Origin of the sequence: Paenibacillus pasadenensis (assembly GCF_023715725.1) — a bacterium.
Lineage (GTDB): Bacteria > Bacillota > Bacilli > Paenibacillales > Paenibacillaceae > Paenibacillus_O > Paenibacillus_O pasadenensis_A.
In genome coordinates this window covers 1144260-1161255 of record NZ_JAMBOT010000001.1, presented here as the reverse complement: position 1 = coordinate 1161255, position 16996 = coordinate 1144260, and the positions used below count along the sequence as shown (strand labels likewise).

Sequence of the window (16996 nt, the reverse complement as noted above, 5' to 3'; positions counted from 1 at the left end):
GGGTCGGCTGCGCGCGTCTGTTTCGCTGTATCTCGATGAGAATTGTACTCAGCGTCATCCGCTGTCCTATGTTGGTTAGCATTAATCCCATCATTCCAAGAGGAGGAATTACCCCATGCCGCAACTCGAAAAATTCGCGCTCCCTACTGAAGGCGAGCAAATTACGATTCAAGACGGTAAGCTGCAAGTCCCGAACAACCCGATCGTTCCTTTCATTGAAGGCGACGGCACCGGCCGCGACATCTGGCGCGCTTCCAAGCGCGTGCTTGACGCAGCTGTAGAAAAAGCCTACAAAGGCGAGAAACAAATCGCTTGGTACGAAGTGTTTGCCGGCGAAAAAGCGTTCAACCAATACGGCGAGTGGCTGCCTGCCGACACGCTGACGGCGATCCGCGAGTACATCGTAGCAATCAAAGGCCCTCTGACGACGCCAATCGGCGGCGGCATCCGTTCCCTGAACGTTGCGCTGCGTCAAGAGCTTGACCTGTACGTTTGCCTGCGTCCAGTCCGTTACTTCGACGGCGTGCCTTCCCCAGTGAAGCGTCCTGAGCTGGTCAACATGGTTATTTTCCGCGAGAACACGGAAGACATCTATGCAGGCATTGAGTACCAAGAAGGCTCCGACGCCGTGAAAAAAGTTCTGTCTTTCCTGCAAACCGAGATGGGCGTGAACAAAATCCGCTTCCCGGAAACTTCCGGCATCGGCATCAAGCCAGTATCCGCAGAAGGCTCCAAACGCCTTGTGCGCGCTGCTATCGAATATGCAATCGAGCACGGCCGCAAGTCCGTAACGCTCGTTCACAAAGGCAACATCATGAAATTCACCGAGGGCGCCTTCAAAAACTGGGGCTACGAAGTGGCTGAAGCCGAGTTTGGCGACAAAGTGTTCACGTGGGGCCAGTACGACCGCATTAAGGACGAGCAAGGCACGGATGCGGCTAACAAAGCCCAAGACGAAGCTCTTGCAGCTGGCAAAATCCTTATCAAGGACGCTATTGCCGACATCGCTCTGCAGCAGGTACTGACTCGTCCGACCGACTTCGACGTCATCGCGACGCTGAACCTGAACGGCGACTACCTGTCCGACGCTCTTGCTGCTCAAGTAGGCGGCATCGGTATCGCACCTGGCGCCAACATCAACTACCTGACGGGACATGCTATTTTCGAAGCTACGCACGGCACGGCTCCGAAGTATGCCGACAAAGACGTTGTCAACCCTGGCTCCGTTATCCTGTCCGGCGTCATGATGCTGGAGCACCTGGGCTGGCAAGAAGCGGCCGACCTCATCTACAAAGGCATGGAAACTTCGATCAACAACAAAACGGTTACTTACGACTTTGCCCGCCTGATGGAAGGCGCCAAAGAAGTGAAGTGCTCCGAGTTCGCAGATCAAGTTATCGCCAACATGTAGGACATACCGGGGCCCGCTTCGGCGGGCTCTTCCGTCTGTCCGGCAGATGTTTTGCCGGGGAAGCAGGCACAGGCATCCGATTCATCACACCAACATAAGCGGAGGTTTTTGATCATGGCGATTCAGCGCAAAAAAATCACGGTTGTAGGCGCCGGCTTCACGGGCGCAACAACAGCTCTTATGCTTGCTCAAAAGGAACTTGGGGACGTTGTGCTTGTCGACATCCCGCAGCTGGAAAACCCGACTAAGGGTAAAGCGCTTGACATGCTGGAGGCTTCTCCTGTTCAAGGCTTTGACTCCAACATCACCGGCACGTCCAACTATGAGGACACGAAGGATTCCGATATCGTTATCATCACGGCTGGCATTGCCCGTAAACCAGGCATGAGCCGCGACGATCTCGTGAACACCAACGCCGGCATCGTGCGTTCCGTTTGCGAAAACATCAAAGCAACGAGCCCGAACGCTTATGTCATCATCCTTTCCAACCCGGTTGACGCGATGACCTATGCTGCTTTCGAAACGCTCGGCTTCCCGAAAAACCGCGTTATCGGCCAATCCGGCGTTCTCGACACCGCCCGCTACTGCACGTTTATCGCGCAAGAGCTGAACGTATCCGTTGAAGACGTTCGCGGCTTCGTGCTTGGCGGCCACGGCGACGACATGGTTCCGCTCGTACGTTACTCCAACGTTGGCGGTATCCCGATCGAGAAGCTGATTTCTGCTGACCGTATCGAAGCAATCGTACAACGCACACGCGTTGGCGGCGGCGAAATCGTTAACCTGCTCGGCAATGGCAGCGCGTACTACGCTCCTGCAGCTTCCCTCGTTCAAATGACCGAGGCGATTCTGAAGGACAAAAAACGCATCATTCCGATTATCGCTCTGCTGGAAGGTGAATACGGCTATGACAACCTGTTCATGGGCGTACCTGCAATCCTCGGCGGCGACGGCATCGAGAAAGTATTCGAGCTGGAGCTGACGGCTGAAGAGAAAGCGGCTCTCGACAAGTCCGCTGACTCCGTGCGCAACGTCGTTAAAGTTGTTGCAGGCGCTGAGGCGTAAGCTGGTTATAGTTCAAAAGCTGCTCCCCTGTCTTTTAGACAGAGGTGCAGCTTTTTTTTGTGTGTTGAAATAAGGGAAATGCTGCGACCGATTCACTCGTCTAATTGTTCCGCAGCTGTTAGAAGGTATATGAGAAAGCTTATAGCACCAATCTTCCAACTGGTTGGTTAACGCAACTCAGAAGTCTTATTTGGAATTAATTCGGCCAATTCGAATTGTAACGCAACTGAGCGGCCTTATTAAGCTCTGAGCGTGCCAAAAAACTCTTTTTAACAGCATATAACGCTTCTCAGTTGCGTTACATCTCAAAACAAAGCTTTTTAGCTGAAATAGCGCGTCTCAGTTGCGTTAGCCGATCGAGCCGTTCCTCATGCACATCTCGCTGCAAGTCAACAAGCGCTCTGGGCGAACAGAAGAAATCTGCCCTCTACTCCGCGAACAGCTCCTCCAGCATCGCTTTTTTGTGATTGACGAACTGTTTCATCAGCGTAAAATGGGACGTTTCCTCCAGCTCAGCTTCCCGCATGCCATCCTGGTTCAGTTCGTAAATGATGCTTTCCGGGTAAGCCATTAGAATGGGGGAATGCGTGGCGATGATGAACTGGGAATGCTTGCCGACCAGATCGTGCATGCGCGACAGCATCGACAGCTGCCGCAGCGGCGACAACGCGGCTTCCGGCTCGTCGAGTATATAAAGGCCCCGGCCGCCAAAGCGGTGCTGGAAGGTGGCGAAAAACGATTCGCCATGCGACTGCTGATGCAGCGACTTGCCGCCGTAGGAGGAAATAATTGGCGGACTAGTACTGTCCTCGCTATCCATCCGGTCGATTTCGCTGGCGAGATTATAGTAACTTTCCGCACGGAAAAAGAAGCCGTCGCGAGGTTTATGGATGCCGCGCGCCAAGCGAAGATGGCGGTGCAGTTCGGAGTGGGATTCCGTCGTCGAAAAATTAAAATTGATCGTCCCGCCCTCTGGGTTAAACCCCCAAGCAACGGCGATAGCCTCCATGAGCGTTGATTTTCCAGTACCGTTTTCACCGACGATGTAGGTCACTTTGGGATGGAAGCTGAGCCGCTCCAGCGATCGGACTGCAGGCAGCATAAACGGGTAGCTCTCCGGGTCGGAAATGCCGTCTCTGCGCAGCTCCACGCTGCGCAAATAGCCTGGACCTGATTGCAATTCTAATCTCTCCTTCCTTGAAAACGTTGCTATGAAACAAGTATACTCGATAAACGGTTTCTAAAACGATCATCAAAGATGGCAAAGGGGGAGCTCGGGATGGAAGAAGAATCCTGGATTACGCATGAAGAATACTTGGCAGCTGCGGAGCTTTTCCGCTCGGCGTTCCCGGCCTTTGCGGCCGAGATGGCCCGGGTGGAGGCGCTGCGAGGCAAGCTGAACGAGTTTCAGCTGAGCCGGGCCGTTACAAAAGCGGCGGACAGCATTGAGATTTTAGGCTGGGACAGCCGCCGCACGGTGCTGGCGATTTTTGACGTGTATGTGGAGCTGTACCGGGGCGAAGGGCGCGAGGCGGCTGACCGCTGGGTGGAAGCAACCTTTGGAGCCGGTCTATTGTTAACAGGCCCGGCCGAGTCGGCACCTTCCGATCCGGGTCTGCTTGCCCGCCTTGCCGAGGTGGAATCGGCAATCCGCATCCGCGAGGCGGAGCTCCTGGAAATGTACCGGGAGCTAACCCGGCTGAAGGCTGCCGCCAGCGGCATGGCGGCGGCTGCAGCTTTGGCTTCAGAAAGCTTGGATGAGGATGAAGCACAGCCTGCCGAGCGGTGGACACTCTCTTCTGATCATGTCACAATAAAAGAATGACCGCCGGGCAGCGTTCGCCCGGCAATTCGGGGAGAGTGAACCTATGCTGCAAGAAGCGCGCAAGCTGCTAAAGCGCGTCTACGGATTCGATTCCTTCCGCCAAGGGCAGGAGGATATTATTGCGGCAATAACGGGCGGCAGCGATACGCTGGCGATTTTGCCTACAGGCGGCGGCAAGTCGGTTTGTTACCAGATTCCGGCCATGATGCTTGCGGGAACGACAATTGTTGTTTCGCCGCTGATCTCGCTGATGAAGGATCAGGTTGACGCGCTGCGCCGGGTCGGTGTTCCGGCTGCTTTTCTTAACAGCTCGCTTGGCGCTGGCGAGTATCGAGAGGTGCTTCGAGCTGCGTTGAACGGGGAATACAAGCTGTTGTACGTCGCGCCGGAACGTTTGGACGGCTCTATGTTTGGGGAGCTATCGGAGCGGATGCGCATTCCGCTTATCGCGATTGACGAGGCGCACTGCGTATCGCAATGGGGACATGATTTTCGTCCAAGCTACCGGCAGCTTGCGAACTGGATCGGCCGCATGGACGACAGGCCGCTTGTGGCCGCGTTTACGGCAACGGCGACGCCAGAGGTGGCGGAGGATATATCCGGCATGCTCGGACTGCGCCAGCCAAGCGTGTTCATCAACGGTTTCGCGAGAGAGAATCTGTCGCTGTCGGTCGTGACCGGCACGGACAAAAAACGGTTTTTGACCCGCTTTTTGCAGGAGCGTCCGGACCAGTCCGGAATTATTTACGCGGCTACGCGCAAAGAGACGGAAGCGGTGCATGAGGAACTGCTGCGCCAGGGCATACCGGCGGGCAAATATCACGGCGGGCTAGGAGATGCCGAGCGGGCCGATGCGCAGGAGAAATTCCGTTTTGACGAGACGCGTGTGATGGTGGCGACAAACGCATTCGGCATGGGCATCGACAAACCGAATGTGCGCTTTGTGCTGCACTGGCAAATGCCGGGCGACCTGGAATCGTATTATCAAGAGGCGGGACGTGCCGGGCGCGACGGCGAGGAATCGGAATGTCTGCTGTTGTTCGAGCCGCAGGATGTGCAAATTCAGCGGTTCCTGATCGAGCAGGGAGCTGGCGACGAAGGCCGCAAATCCGTACAGCTGTCCAAGCTGTACTCGATGATGAACTTTGCGCGCACGGAGCGGTGTTTGCAGCAGTTCATCGTCGATTATTTCGGTGAAAAGGGTGTTCAGCCATGCGGCAAATGCGGCAACTGCCTCGATAAAAGCGAACGGCTGGATATGACGAGCGAGGCGCAGAAAGCGCTCAGCTGCGTTGGCCGCATGAAGGGGCGCTTTGGCGTTACGATGGCGGCTAAGGTGCTTAAGGGCTCCCGCGACAAAAAGATTCTTCAGTTCGGACTCGACCGTTTGTCTACCTACGGGCTGATGAAAGAGTGGCCGGAGCGGGAAATTTCCGACTGGCTGTACTGGCTCGTTGCGGAAGGGTATTTGAGAATGAGCGAGGGGCAGTATCCGACCGTCTCGCTGACGGCGGAGGCGCTGCCCGTGCTGGAAGGCAGCAAAACGGTTGTCCGCCGCAAGTCGACCTCGGTCCGGCGGGCGGCAGCGGCGGGCGGAGAAGCTTCCCCGCTGTTCGAGGCGCTGCGCCAGTGGCGCAAGGAAACGGCGGCCCGCGAGGGCGTACCGCCGTTTATGCTGTTTTTCGATGCGACGCTGCGCGAGCTTGCGGCAGCCGCGCCATCGACGCGGGACGAGCTGCTGCGCGTGAAGGGAATCGGCGCGGCCAAGGCGGATAAGTACGGCGACGCGCTGCTTGCCATTACGGGGGGGCAGGAGGCTTCGGGCGATTCCGCAGAGCCGAATCTTTTTAGTTCGTTGGATTCAGCTTCTGCGGCAAAATCGTCGGGCCGTGCAGACGGCAGCGGCTCCGGGCGGGGCGAGAGCGGCAGCCATTTGGCCACGTACGAGATGTTTCAGGCGGGCGGCGAAGTCGCGGACATAGCTGCCGAGCGCGGCATCAGCCGCGTCACCGCGGAAAATCATCTGATGCGCTGCGCCGATGAAGGCATGGAGCTCGATTGGAGCCGCATCATTCCGGATGAGCAGGAGCCGCTTATTTTGGAGGCAGTGGAGCGGCTTGGCAGCGACAAGCTCCGTCCGCTCAAGGACGCGCTGCCGCCGGAGGTCGATTATTTTGCCATTCATGGCGTGCTTCGCAAGCACGGTATTCGCCAGGGTTAGAGTGGAGTTTATTGAATAGAGCTATTCCGAAGTAATAGGCTTGCTCTGATAGTGCCGCGATTAAATTTGCTGAACGGTGGCTGGGTTTAAGGTGTGACGCAACGGAGAAGCATTAGTTCAGTGTGAAGGGTTGCTTTGATAGATAGTGACGTAGATTTGCTGAACGGTGGCTTGCTCTAAGGTTAGCGCAATAGAGAAGTGCCAATTTTGGTGTTAAGGCGTGTTCTGGAGCTGTAACGCAACTGAGAAGCGTTATTCCAGCGAAAAAGTCATGTTCTAAACTTTAACGCAACTGAGAAGCGTTATTTGCTGGAATTGGGGGCTTTTTAATGCCTTTTGGGCGAATAAGGCGTCTCAGTTGCGTTACACAATAAAACGGGTGAATTTAGGCCAAATAAGGCTGCTCAGTTGCGTTAGACATATAGCTAGAGCGAGTCCAGGTCCAATGAAGCTGCTTGGTTGCGATTAGCTTCAAACTAGAGCGAATCCGGGCCCAATGAAGCTGCTAGTTGCGATTAGCTTCAATCTGGAGCGAGTCCAGCTCCGTCCCAGCACCATTCAAGCGCCAACCTCATTAATACGGTAGCATTAATTGCCGACAAGGCGAGTGAACAGTCAGGCCTGAAAGGCCACTTTTGGCGCGGTGCATAGGTGTCATCTTCCATACCAGCTACTTAGCGCAAATCAAGCAGTCCAGGTGATCGAATCCCGGACTGCTTTTTCATGAACAAGCCTGCAGGTGAAAACTAGAGGTAGCGGAAGCATATCCACGCTAAACGGGAGTTTCTTTTGTAAAGCCAACCCTGATTTAGTATACTTGACGTAGACAAGCGTAGGAGGTTGAATGATGACTGATGTAATGTTATTCCTGCACGTGCTCGGCGCGGGAGGGCTAGGCTTTTACCTGGTGCTTCCATTTCTGGTCGGCCGCGCGTCCCGGCTTGCCGGCGCAGGACAGCAAGGGCTCGCGGAAGGCCTTATTACCGGCAACCGGATCGCCCAGTATTTCCTCATTGTGCAATTCATTACCGGCGGCTACATGATTTCAAAAGCGGATTATACGGTAGTGTGGATGGTACTTTCCATCGTGCTGTTCCTGGCCATCGCGGCGCTCGGCGGAATCCAGACGAAGCCGCTCAAACGCATCGTTGCCCAGATTCAAGCAGGGGAGAGCGCAACGGGCAACATCGCCAAGGTGCGCATGTTCAGCTTCATTCTGCTCGCGTTATACGTTGTTATCCTCTATATCATGGTTAATCCGTTTTTCCAGTAATACTTAATCGTTTCATTGAATCCGCCTGTCCATCGGACAGGCGGACCATTTTTGATAGGCTGTTTTGTTAACAGCCTGTTTGTGGAGAGAGGGGAAGCTTTAATTATGACTGCTTCATCGCCTGACCTCGTTACGTTCGGAGAAAGTATGGCGCTGCTTATGCCGCAGGAGAACCGGACGCTGGAGCACGCGGATTCGCTTCAGTCGGCATTTGGAGGCGCGGAAAGCAATCTGGCGATCGGGCTCGCCCGCCTGGGATGTTCAGTCGGCTGGTGCGGCGCGCTTGGCGACGATCCGCTGGGACGCCGGATATTTAAAGCAATTCGCGGCGAGGGAGTGGACGTATCGCGCGCTATTTTGAGCAGCGCTGCTCCCACGGGTCTGATGTTCCGGGAGGAAATCGCCGGACGCCTGGCCGTTCACTATAACCGCAAAGGCTCGGCTGCGAGCCGCATCGAACCGGATGATATCGACGCCGCTTATGTGCAAGGAGCGCGGATTCTGCATGTGACCGGAATTACGATGGCGCTGTCGGACAGCGCGCGCAGCACGGCTCTTCATGCCATGAAAACGGCCAAGGAGGCCGGCGTGAAAATCAGCTTTGATCCCAATCTGAGGCTCAAGCTGTGGAGCATCGAGGAAGCGCGCGAGGCGCTGCTTCCGGCTGCGGAGCTGGCGGATTATTTTTTGCCGGGCTGGGATGAATTGAAGCTGCTGTACGATACGGAGGACGAACAAAAAATTCTGGATCGTGTGCGCTCGCTTCAAGCGGTAACGGTCATTAAGAGCAAAGGCGACGGCTCTCTGCTTATGAACGACGGCACCAGCGCGTTTATCCCTTTTTATCCGGCGGAAAAAATCGTGGATACGGTTGGTGCGGGCGACGGCTTCTGCGCCGGTTTTCTGGCCGGAATTCTCAAAGGAATGGATGCGGCGGAGGCGGTGCGCCTGGGCAGCATCTGCGGATCGTTAGCCGTACAGAGCCGCGGCGACTGGGAGGCGCTCCCTGATTGGAGAGCGGCGCAGCAGCGGCTTAACAATTCTGGATGGGTGGAGCGCTGATTCAATGACGGAACTACCGAACAAAGGCGAGCGCCGGCGCGAGGGCATTTTGAACATGCTCAAGCAGCAGGGACGTGTTACCATCGCCGAAATCGTCGAACGGTTCAGCTGCTCCGAAGCTACGGCCAGACGCGATCTGGAGCTGCTTGAGCGGACCGGACCGCTCGTACGGACGATTGGCGGAGCGATGTATGACGGGATGAATCCGGTGCGCGACAGCTCCTTTGCTGAACGGCAGGGCATTTCCTTGCTGGAAAAAGAGCATATTGCCGCTGTAGCCGCCCGTCATATCGTCGAAGGCGATGTGATCGGCCTCTCCGGAGGAACGACGAATTATTTGATCGCCAAGCTCATTAAAACGCGCCGGGGGATTACCGTAGTGACCAATGCCGTCAATATCGCCATGGAGCTGGCCGGGAGCGAAATTCAAGTTGTCGTTACGGGCGGCATGATGCGTCATAACAGCTTTGAGCTGTGCGGACCGCTCGGCGAAGGCATGGTGTCTCATCTGAACATCGGCAAAATGTTCATCGGTGTAGACGGAATTTCCGAAAATGGCGGCATTACGACCTACTCTGAGCAAGAGGCGCAAATTGCCAAGGCGCTGATTAGCCGCTCGCAAATTACGTATGCCGTGTTCGATCAGAGCAAGGTTGGACGAACCTCGCTGTTTTCCATCGCCCAGCTCAAGGATCTCGATGCGGTTATTACCGACCGCCGGCTAGAGGGATCGCTGTCTGAATATGCCCGTCGCTGCGGCGTCACGGTTTATTTGGCGGGAGATGAGGAATTCGAGGAAACGGACGAGCAGGGATAGGGCTTGCTCGTTGCGATAATGTCATTTAATAAGGACGAAACAGATTCATTCTGTTTTGTCCTTTTTGTCGTCCAATCGATTGGATTATAAAAAATTTCTCATTTTGGCCGATAATTAAAACTTTTTTCTATCACTTTCGTAATATTGTGCAACAAGATGTGTCAAAAACGGATTTCCCGGTTTCATCTCCGATTGGAAAGGCAGTACCGGAGCGGTTCGTTTTAAAATCATAACCTGATTTTGTGTCTGGAGGTCCGCCGATTGTTCATTGCAGTCGCTGAGGCTTATCCATAGATTTTGTGGCACTGACGCGTTGAAGCTGCTTGTGAGAATAGCAAGGGAACTAGCACTTACATCATTAGGTGAAATAACCGCCTGCTTTTAACTCAGAAAGAACATTTTACAAACAATGGAGGGCAACATCATGCAGATACTAATCGATCTTCAAAAAGAGCTCCACCGGTTGTTTATTGCAGGCAGCGGAATAGCGGCGGGAGACTCCAGGCTTGCAAAGCTGCTCCCGCAGCTGAGACAGCTGGGGGAAAAGGTGCCGGTGTTTAAACGGCTGGCAGACTCCGTCGAGGAGGTGCTTGGCGCTTCACAATCGGATGTCTCGGTGAAGCTGCTGGAGCTGAGCATGCTGATAAGCGCGGTGTCCGCCACGCAAGGCAAAACGGAAATGGCCGGAGATATTTCCGACTTGAATCGGGTTGCACTTGACCTAGAAACGGCGGCAAGCTTCCGCAAGCTGAATCCGGTTGTAAAAGCTTTGACGACGACCGGCTCCGGCCGGCTGGAGCAGCTGCAGGAAAGTTTGTCCGAGAAAGTTTTTGTGGATGTGCGGGTAGTGGAGGATGTGCTCTCCGCGTTAGCTGATAAATACAGCGAAATACCTGATTTTGTGCAAAACAAAATGATACCGGAATACGGAAAACAGGTCGTTCCGCTGCTCCAGCAATCGCTAAATTTAAAGGGCGGCACGGCAGATGTCCGGCGGCTCAAGCTTATTCGCGGTTTTCTCGGCGATGATGCGCTCGATCTGGTCTTGGAAGCGGCAAAAACCGGGTCTGCGGATATGAAGGCGGCCGCAATAGAGCTGCTGGGAACTTCAGCCGAGCATGAAGCGCTTCTGCTGGACATGAGCTATGAAAAAAGCAAGGATGTCCGTTTGACGGCTCTGTTCGCCTTGCAGCGGCTTGGTACGGAACGGGCTCAAGACCGCCTCATTGAGGCTGTCACGGCGAAAGGTGGAGAGCTGGCAATTGAACCCTTTAGAATCAGCCCTTCAAGAGAGCTGCTTTTACGCCTGATTGCGCATGCCGAGGAAGAGCTGCTCCGCTTGCAAAACAGCCCAGCGCCAAAAAGATCCGACTCGCTGAAAATCATCCAGATTATTGTGCGCTGCCTGAAAGATTCAGGAAGCAAGGTTGTGGACGAGGTGCAGCTGTTTCTGCAGCGTCTTCTAACTGCAGAAGCCTTCAACGAGCTGCCCAAGGATGACGCTCACGTCGTTGCGGCAGAGCTGCTGCTGGAGCTGAATACGCCGGAGGCAAACCGCTTTGCACTAGAGCTTGAACACGAGCATAAAGAAAAATACATAGGGTTTAGCTTCCGAGCTGCGACGAGGCTGCTCAATCCAACCGAAATTTATGACCGTTTTGCCGGCGTGCTGAGCGATTCTACGGAAGCTGCGTCGGTGCTGCTCAACACGATCGAGCGAGTTTCAAACGGGCAGCTCCCTCACCGCGATTATTCCAAACATCTTGTCGTACCGGAGGAATTATGGGATTCCCGCTGGTTGCACCTTTTTGTGGAGCTGGAGGATCCGGTGCTTGTAAGCCGCTTCACCCATCGAGCTGACGAAAAGGCGGCTGAATACATAAGGGAGCAAGTGAAAAACGGCGGGCATTACCATTTTGGCAGTCGTTTTGTATGGCATCAGGATTGGCTCCTGCTCATGGCGTTATTTAGAACGAACGATCTTGAGGCTCCAAAGCTGTTTATGGAACTTCTCCAACCGGAGGACGGCTTCGGACATATCAATTGGGATGAACGCTTGCCGCTGATGATTTCTATGCTGCCTGAGTCTTTCGTTGAAAAGCTGCGCTCGTTAAGAGAGAAACTTGCTTTTGAAGGAAGACAAGACCGTTTTACCGCAGCGCTGGATAAGCTTGAGGCAAACGAATAGAAAGATCATGCTCGGCCCGGATCGAAGCAGCGTCAATTGAGGATTTACATTTTATCATTTTACTGACACGGGAGATGGGACCATGACAACGATAACCGAAGCAAATGTAGACCGGCTGGCTCCTAATGCCGGAGCGATTAAAAATGGCAAGGATCTCGTCAAAAAGAACAGTTTTACCGTGCTGAATATGAGCAAAGACGGAACGCTGCTGTTCGGAGAATGCAAAGGAAGCGGAAAACAGCCGTACCGCTGCTCGGTCGATTTTATCCAGGAGGATGACCCGGTGTCCCGCTGCAGCTGCCCGAGCCGGCAGTTCCCGTGCAAACATACGCTTGGTCTGTTGTATGCAAAAGCGCAGGGTTTGCCGTTTGAAGAGGCTGACGTGCCGGACGACATTGCCGATAAACGAAGCAAGGCGGAGCAGCGCGAGGAAAAGAAAAAGGAATCCGCAGCCAAAACGGAGCAGGAGGGCGGCAAAAAGCCGAAGAGCAAAACAAGCCTCGCTGCGCTCAAGAAAAAAATCGGGGCGCAGCTCGAAGGCCTCGACATGCTGGAGAAGCTGGTGCATCAGCTCGTACAGTCCGGCCTCGGCAGCTTTGACAAAGGGACGCTGAAGCTGATTGAGGACCAGGCGAAGCAGCTCGGCAACTACTATATTCCGGGGGCGCAGGCGCGGCTGCGGGAGCTGGCGGCGTTGATGAAGCCGGATAAAACCCGCCAATCGGCCTATGGCGCGGCGATTGAGCAGCTGGTTGAACTGCAGTCACTGATCAACAAAGGAAGAGTTTATTTGCAGGGGCGCGAGGAGCAGCCGGAGCAGCCGATGGCAATCGATTCGCCGATTGAGGAGCTTCTCGGCCATGCGTGGCAGCTGTCGGAGCTGCGGGAGCATGGCTGCGTTCAGGCGGGCGCGGAGCTGGTGCAGCTGTCTTTTCTTTCCTATTCGGACGAGGCCCGCAAACAGTTTGTGGATGAGGGCTGGTGGATCGATCTGAACGACGGGACGCTGCGCGTAACCCGGAATTACCGGCCCTACAAAGCAGCCAAGTTGATGCAGGAGGACGATACGTCATACGGCGTGTTCCAGCCGGAGGAGCTGTTTGTTTATCCGGCAGACGGAAGCGCCCGCATCAGATGGGAAAAAGCGAAGGAGCGGGAAGCGGTTGAAGCGGATTATACCCGCGTTAAAGCGCTGGCGGCCCTCTCGTTCCCTGACGTCATCAAGCAGGTGAAAAATGAAATCAAAAATCCGCTCGCTGACAAAAATCCCGTCAAGCTGGTATCGTTCCAATCGGTAAAACAAATCGGAGCTACAACTATTTTTCTTGATAGCGAAGGCCGTCAGCTGCCGATTACGGATATTCCGAAGACGGAAAGGGCAACGTCGGGGCTGCTTCGGCTGCTGCGCGAGAATGATTTAAACGATCAGGCTGCGCTGGTCATGTTCCGGTACGATGCGGAAAGCGGAGTGCTGGCTGTGCAGCCGATGAGTATTGTGACGGACAGCAAAATCATACGCTTATTGTATTAATACCGGAGGGGCGACCTTGGCGCGGAGGGTATTTAACTGGCTTTTGCAGCAAAAGAAGCTGACGATAAGGAGAGAACGATAACGATGCCGATTCGATTGCCGGCCGAAAAGCTGTACGCGCACGAGCTAGAGGCGCTTGCCGAGCTGGATGCCAAGGAGGCCAAACCCGCTGGTTGGAGGCTGTCGCCCAAAGCGGTGCTCACATTTATTTTAGGAGGAAAAGCCGGCGACACCGTCATAACGCCTAAATACATCGGCCATAAACGGCTGATTGAGATGGCGATTGCGACGCTGCTTACCGACCGGGCGCTTTTGCTAATTGGGGAGCCCGGTACAGCCAAGTCGTGGCTGTCCGAGAATTTGACCGCCGCTATTCACGGCGATTCAACAAAAGTCATTCAAGGTACTGCGGGGACGAGCGAGGAGCATGTTCGCTACTCCTGGAACTATGCGCTGCTGCTTGCCCAGGGTCCGTCGGACGCGGCGCTAATCCGCAGCCCGATTCTCCGTGCGATGGAATCCGGCGGCATTGCCAGATTTGAGGAAATTTCCCGCTGCGTCTCAGAGGTGCAGGACGCGCTCATTTCCATTTTGTCGGAGAAAACGATCTCAATTCCGGAGCTGGGCCGCGACGTATCCGCCGAACGCGGCTTTTCCATCATCGCCACTGCGAATACGCGGGACCGCGGCGTGAATGAAATGTCCGCCGCCTTGAAGCGGCGTTTCAACATTATCGTGCTTCCCGCTCCAGAGGATATCGAGACGGAGGTTGACATTGTACGCAGGCGGGTCGGAGAGCTGTCGGCCGCTTATGAGCTGACTGCGGCAGCTCCTTCGGACGATGCGATTCGCAAAGTGGTCACGATTTTCCGCGAGCTCCGCAAGGGGGCGACGCTGGACGGAAAAGCAAAGGTGAAGTCGCCAAGCGGCGTCATTTCCACGGCGGAGGCGATCTCCTTGCTCACCGGCAGCATGGCTTTGGCGGGCAGCTTCGGCGGCGGTTTTGTAAGCGATGAGGATGTTGCGGCCGGCTTGCAGGGAGCGATCGTTAAGGATGACGAAAAGGATAAGCACGTCTGGAAGGAGTACCTCGAAAATGTCATGAAAAAGCGCGGCGGCGTATGGCGCGACTTGTATAACGCCTGCTCGGAGATAAACGGGTGAGCGGGCAGCCGCATTATTTCGGCATTCGTCATCTGTCGCCTGCCGGCTCGCTCCATCTGCTTGCCCTGCTGGAAGAGGTCCAGCCTACAGCTGTACTGATTGAAGGCCCAAGCGATGCTGGCGAAGCTGCGGCCCAGCTCGCCGGGAATGGCGTTGTGCCGCCTGTCGCTTTGCTTGCTTACACGGATGAGCTCCCGATCCGCACGCTGCTGTATCCTTTTGCCGACTATTCGCCTGAATATCAAGCGCTTAGGTGGGCTGCGCAGAACGGACGGCTCGCGCGGCTGATCGATTTGCCAACATCGGCGGCGCTGGCGCTGAAGGAGCGCTGCAGAAACCTGGAAGCGGAGCGGCTTGAAGCTGAATCTTGCGAACAGGATGAAGATGCAGATGGTGATGCAGGGGCAGATTCGATTACGCCAGCCGGTCTGCCCGCCGAATCCCCGCAACAAGTTCCAGCCGGAGAGATACCGGACAAAACAGCTGTTACGCCTTATGAGGAAACGGCGCTGCCTTTGCTGCAGCATCGGTTGAATGAGCGGATAGCGGAGCTTGCCGGAGAGCCGGACTATGAAACCTATTGGGAACGGAACTTTGAGCACGCCGCGCGGCCAGGCGTTTATCGCAGCGCAATAGCCGATTATTCTTCCGGGCTGCGCGGGCTGATGGAAGAGCGAGAGCGCCGGCTCGCCCCGGAGGAAGCGGCTCTCAATGAGATCCGTGAGGCGTATATGCGGCGCAAAATCATCGAGACCATCGCTGAAGGCCACCCCCCGGATAAAATCGTCGTTATATGCGGCGCCTATCATCTGTCGGGATTGTCCATGGAGCTGCCGGGCATGACGGATAAGGAGCGGGCTGAACTTCCGGAAGTTTCAACCCGCATGACTTTGATGCCTTACACCTATTACAAGCTGTCCTCCCGCTCCGGGTACGGAGCGGGCAATGAAGCGCCGGCATACTTCGAGCTGATGTGGCGCTGCATGCGGCAGGACGGAACGCTCGACAGCTTGCCTTCTTTATACCTGTCCCTTGTTGCCGGCTATATGCGGGAAAAAGGAACATGGCGCTCCACCGCATCTGTCATCGAGGGAGTGCGGCTTGCTGCCGCGCTTGCCGGTATGCACGGCGGCCTGCCGACGCTGCGTGATTTGCGGGATGCGGCTGCAGTGCTGCTCGGCAACGGCGAATTTTCGGTCGTTGCGGAAGCGCTGGCGCAGATCGACATCGGAACGGCTATAGGCTATCTGCCGGAAGGTGTCAGCCAGACGCCGGTGCAAGCGGATTTGAACCGCCAGCTCAAGCGGCTGAAGCTGGAGAAATACAAGTCGCCGGTTGCCGCGGAGCTGAAGCTTGATTTGCGTGAAAACCGGAGAGCCAAGTCGGAGGAAGCCGCTTTTCTCGATTTGAACCGTTCTGTGCTGCTGCATCGTCTGGCAGCGCTCGGCATCCGTTTTGTCCGTCCGCTCCACGTTAACCAGGACAATGCCACCTGGGCGGAGTTATGGGTGCTTCAATGGTCGCCGGAGGCGGAAATAGAAACGGTAGAAGCGACCCTTAAAGGGGAGACCGTAGAAATTGCCGCAGCCTATGTTCTCCATGAGAAGCTGCTCGGTTGCGACAATGTTGCCTCAGCCGCCAGGCTAATCCGCAAGGCGAGCGAGTGCGGGCTTCAGCGGATTATGGGTGAAGCAACCGGTGCGCTCCAGCGTCTGGCCGTTGACGCGGGCCATTACGGGCAGATCGCCGAAACGGTGCAGGAGCTGTCCGCGCTGCTGAGTTACGGCTCGGTCCGCCGCTACGATCCCTCCGGGCTTGTTCCGATCTTGAAACAGCTGTTTTTGAGAGGCGCGCTGCTGCTGATGGACAGCGCGAGCTGTGATGACGAGGCCGCCAAAGAGCTCGTACCGGCTATTCATGCGATGAACGCCGTAGCCGGCGAGCAGCGCCAGGAAGTGGACGAAGCACTATGGGTTTCCAAGCTGAAGGAGCTGGCAATGCGCGACGATCTGAATGCCAAGCTTTCGGGCTATGCGTTCGGAATTTTACTGGAGCGTGACGAGGCCGGAGAGCTGGAAATTGAGCGCGAGGTCGCGCGCCGCCTGTCGCCGGGCATATCCGCCGATTTGGGAGCGGGCTGGTTCGAAGGCCTTGCGCTGAGGAACCGGTACGCGCTGCTGTCCCGGGAACATTTGTGGCGGCAGCTGGATGTGTACATTCAAGAGCTTGATGAGAAATCGTTCCGAAGATCGCTCCTGTTTCTGCGGCGCGCGTTCAGTGTTTTTGAGGTAAGGGAAAGAGCGGCAGTTGCAGATATGCTGGGTGATATTTGGGGAGACGGCGCGGAGGAGTCGAGCGAGCTGCTGCAGCAGCCGCTGAACGAGACAGAAAAGGAGCAGCTGGATGAGCTTAACGACTTTGATTTCGGGGATCTGTAGC

12 protein-coding genes are annotated in these 16996 nt (G+C 55.6%); 11 read left to right on the top strand and 1 reads right to left on the bottom strand.

Translation table 11 applies throughout. From position 1 onward, the window contains the following. The first annotated feature begins 115 nt into the window (after positions 1–115). Positions 116–1411 carry an NADP-dependent isocitrate dehydrogenase gene (gene icd, locus M3223_RS05365; protein WP_251559719.1) on the top strand — a complete coding sequence of 432 codons (1296 nt, stop codon included), beginning with the start codon at positions 116–118 and terminating at the stop codon, positions 1409–1411. A 114-nt stretch (positions 1412–1525) separates the two neighbouring features. Beyond that, entirely contained in the window at positions 1526–2476 is a 951-nt protein-coding gene (mdh, locus tag M3223_RS05360; RefSeq protein ID WP_251559717.1) for a malate dehydrogenase, read from the top strand. A 427-nt stretch (positions 2477–2903) separates the two neighbouring features. On the opposite strand, the gene M3223_RS05355 is transcribed toward mdh, so the two are convergent. Next, on the bottom strand, positions 2904–3656 hold the full coding sequence (locus M3223_RS05355; protein WP_251559715.1) for an AAA family ATPase: 753 nt from the start codon (positions 3654–3656) through the stop codon (positions 2904–2906). A 99-nt stretch (positions 3657–3755) separates the two neighbouring features. Between M3223_RS05355 and M3223_RS05350 the strand changes: the two genes are divergently transcribed. The 9 genes from M3223_RS05350 to M3223_RS05310 all read left to right on the top strand — a co-directional run bounded on the left by M3223_RS05350 (position 3756) and on the right by M3223_RS05310 (position 16995). Beyond that, on the top strand, positions 3756–4301 hold the full coding sequence (locus M3223_RS05350) for a hypothetical protein (protein WP_251559713.1): 546 nt from the start codon (positions 3756–3758) through the stop codon (positions 4299–4301). Positions 4302–4344: 43 nt separating this feature from the next. After that, the gene (gene recQ, locus M3223_RS05345) at positions 4345–6522 is read left to right on the top strand and encodes a DNA helicase RecQ (RefSeq protein ID WP_251559712.1); all 2178 of its coding nucleotides are present in this window, start codon (positions 4345–4347) and stop codon (positions 6520–6522) included. An 847-nt stretch (positions 6523–7369) separates the two neighbouring features. Then, entirely contained in the window at positions 7370–7795 is a 426-nt protein-coding gene (locus tag M3223_RS05340) for a hypothetical protein (protein ID WP_251559710.1), read from the top strand. 105 nt (positions 7796–7900) lie between these two features. Next, positions 7901–8857, top strand: a complete 957-nt coding sequence (locus M3223_RS05335) for a sugar kinase (RefSeq protein ID WP_251559708.1) — start codon at positions 7901–7903, stop codon at positions 8855–8857. A 4-nt stretch (positions 8858–8861) separates the two neighbouring features. Beyond that, positions 8862–9674: a DeoR/GlpR family DNA-binding transcription regulator gene (locus M3223_RS05330; protein WP_251559705.1), complete on the top strand. Its 813-nt coding sequence runs from the start codon at positions 8862–8864 to the stop codon at positions 9672–9674. A 424-nt stretch (positions 9675–10098) separates the two neighbouring features. After that, a complete protein-coding gene (locus tag M3223_RS05325) occupies positions 10099–11862 on the top strand; it encodes a HEAT repeat domain-containing protein (protein ID WP_251559704.1) in 1764 nt (587 codons plus the stop codon). 82 nt (positions 11863–11944) lie between these two features. Further along, positions 11945–13393, top strand: a complete 1449-nt coding sequence (locus M3223_RS05320; protein WP_251559702.1) for an SWIM zinc finger family protein — start codon at positions 11945–11947, stop codon at positions 13391–13393. A gap of 84 nt (positions 13394–13477) precedes the next feature. Beyond that, on the top strand, positions 13478–14557 hold the full coding sequence (locus M3223_RS05315; protein WP_251559700.1) for an ATP-binding protein: 1080 nt from the start codon (positions 13478–13480) through the stop codon (positions 14555–14557). Next, positions 14554–16995: a DUF5682 family protein gene (locus M3223_RS05310; protein WP_251559684.1), complete on the top strand. Its 2442-nt coding sequence runs from the start codon at positions 14554–14556 to the stop codon at positions 16993–16995. Before M3223_RS05315 ends, M3223_RS05310 begins: the two co-directional genes overlap by 4 nt. Position 16996: the final 1 nt, after the last annotated feature.

Coding starts and splice junctions, on each gene's coding strand:
- recQ (WP_251559712.1), top strand. CDS start 4,345: ATGCTGCAAGAAGCGCGCAAGCTGCTAAAGCGCGTCTACGGATTCGAT.
- M3223_RS05350 (WP_251559713.1), top strand. CDS start 3,756: ATGGAAGAAGAATCCTGGATTACGCATGAAGAATACTTGGCAGCTGCG.
- M3223_RS05330 (WP_251559705.1), top strand. CDS start 8,862: ATGACGGAACTACCGAACAAAGGCGAGCGCCGGCGCGAGGGCATTTTG.
- mdh (WP_251559717.1), top strand. CDS start 1,526: ATGGCGATTCAGCGCAAAAAAATCACGGTTGTAGGCGCCGGCTTCACG.
- M3223_RS05325 (WP_251559704.1), top strand. CDS start 10,099: ATGCAGATACTAATCGATCTTCAAAAAGAGCTCCACCGGTTGTTTATT.
- icd (WP_251559719.1), top strand. CDS start 116: ATGCCGCAACTCGAAAAATTCGCGCTCCCTACTGAAGGCGAGCAAATT.
- M3223_RS05315 (WP_251559700.1), top strand. CDS start 13,478: ATGCCGATTCGATTGCCGGCCGAAAAGCTGTACGCGCACGAGCTAGAG.
- M3223_RS05335 (WP_251559708.1), top strand. CDS start 7,901: ATGACTGCTTCATCGCCTGACCTCGTTACGTTCGGAGAAAGTATGGCG.
- M3223_RS05320 (WP_251559702.1), top strand. CDS start 11,945: ATGACAACGATAACCGAAGCAAATGTAGACCGGCTGGCTCCTAATGCC.
- M3223_RS05340 (WP_251559710.1), top strand. CDS start 7,370: ATGACTGATGTAATGTTATTCCTGCACGTGCTCGGCGCGGGAGGGCTA.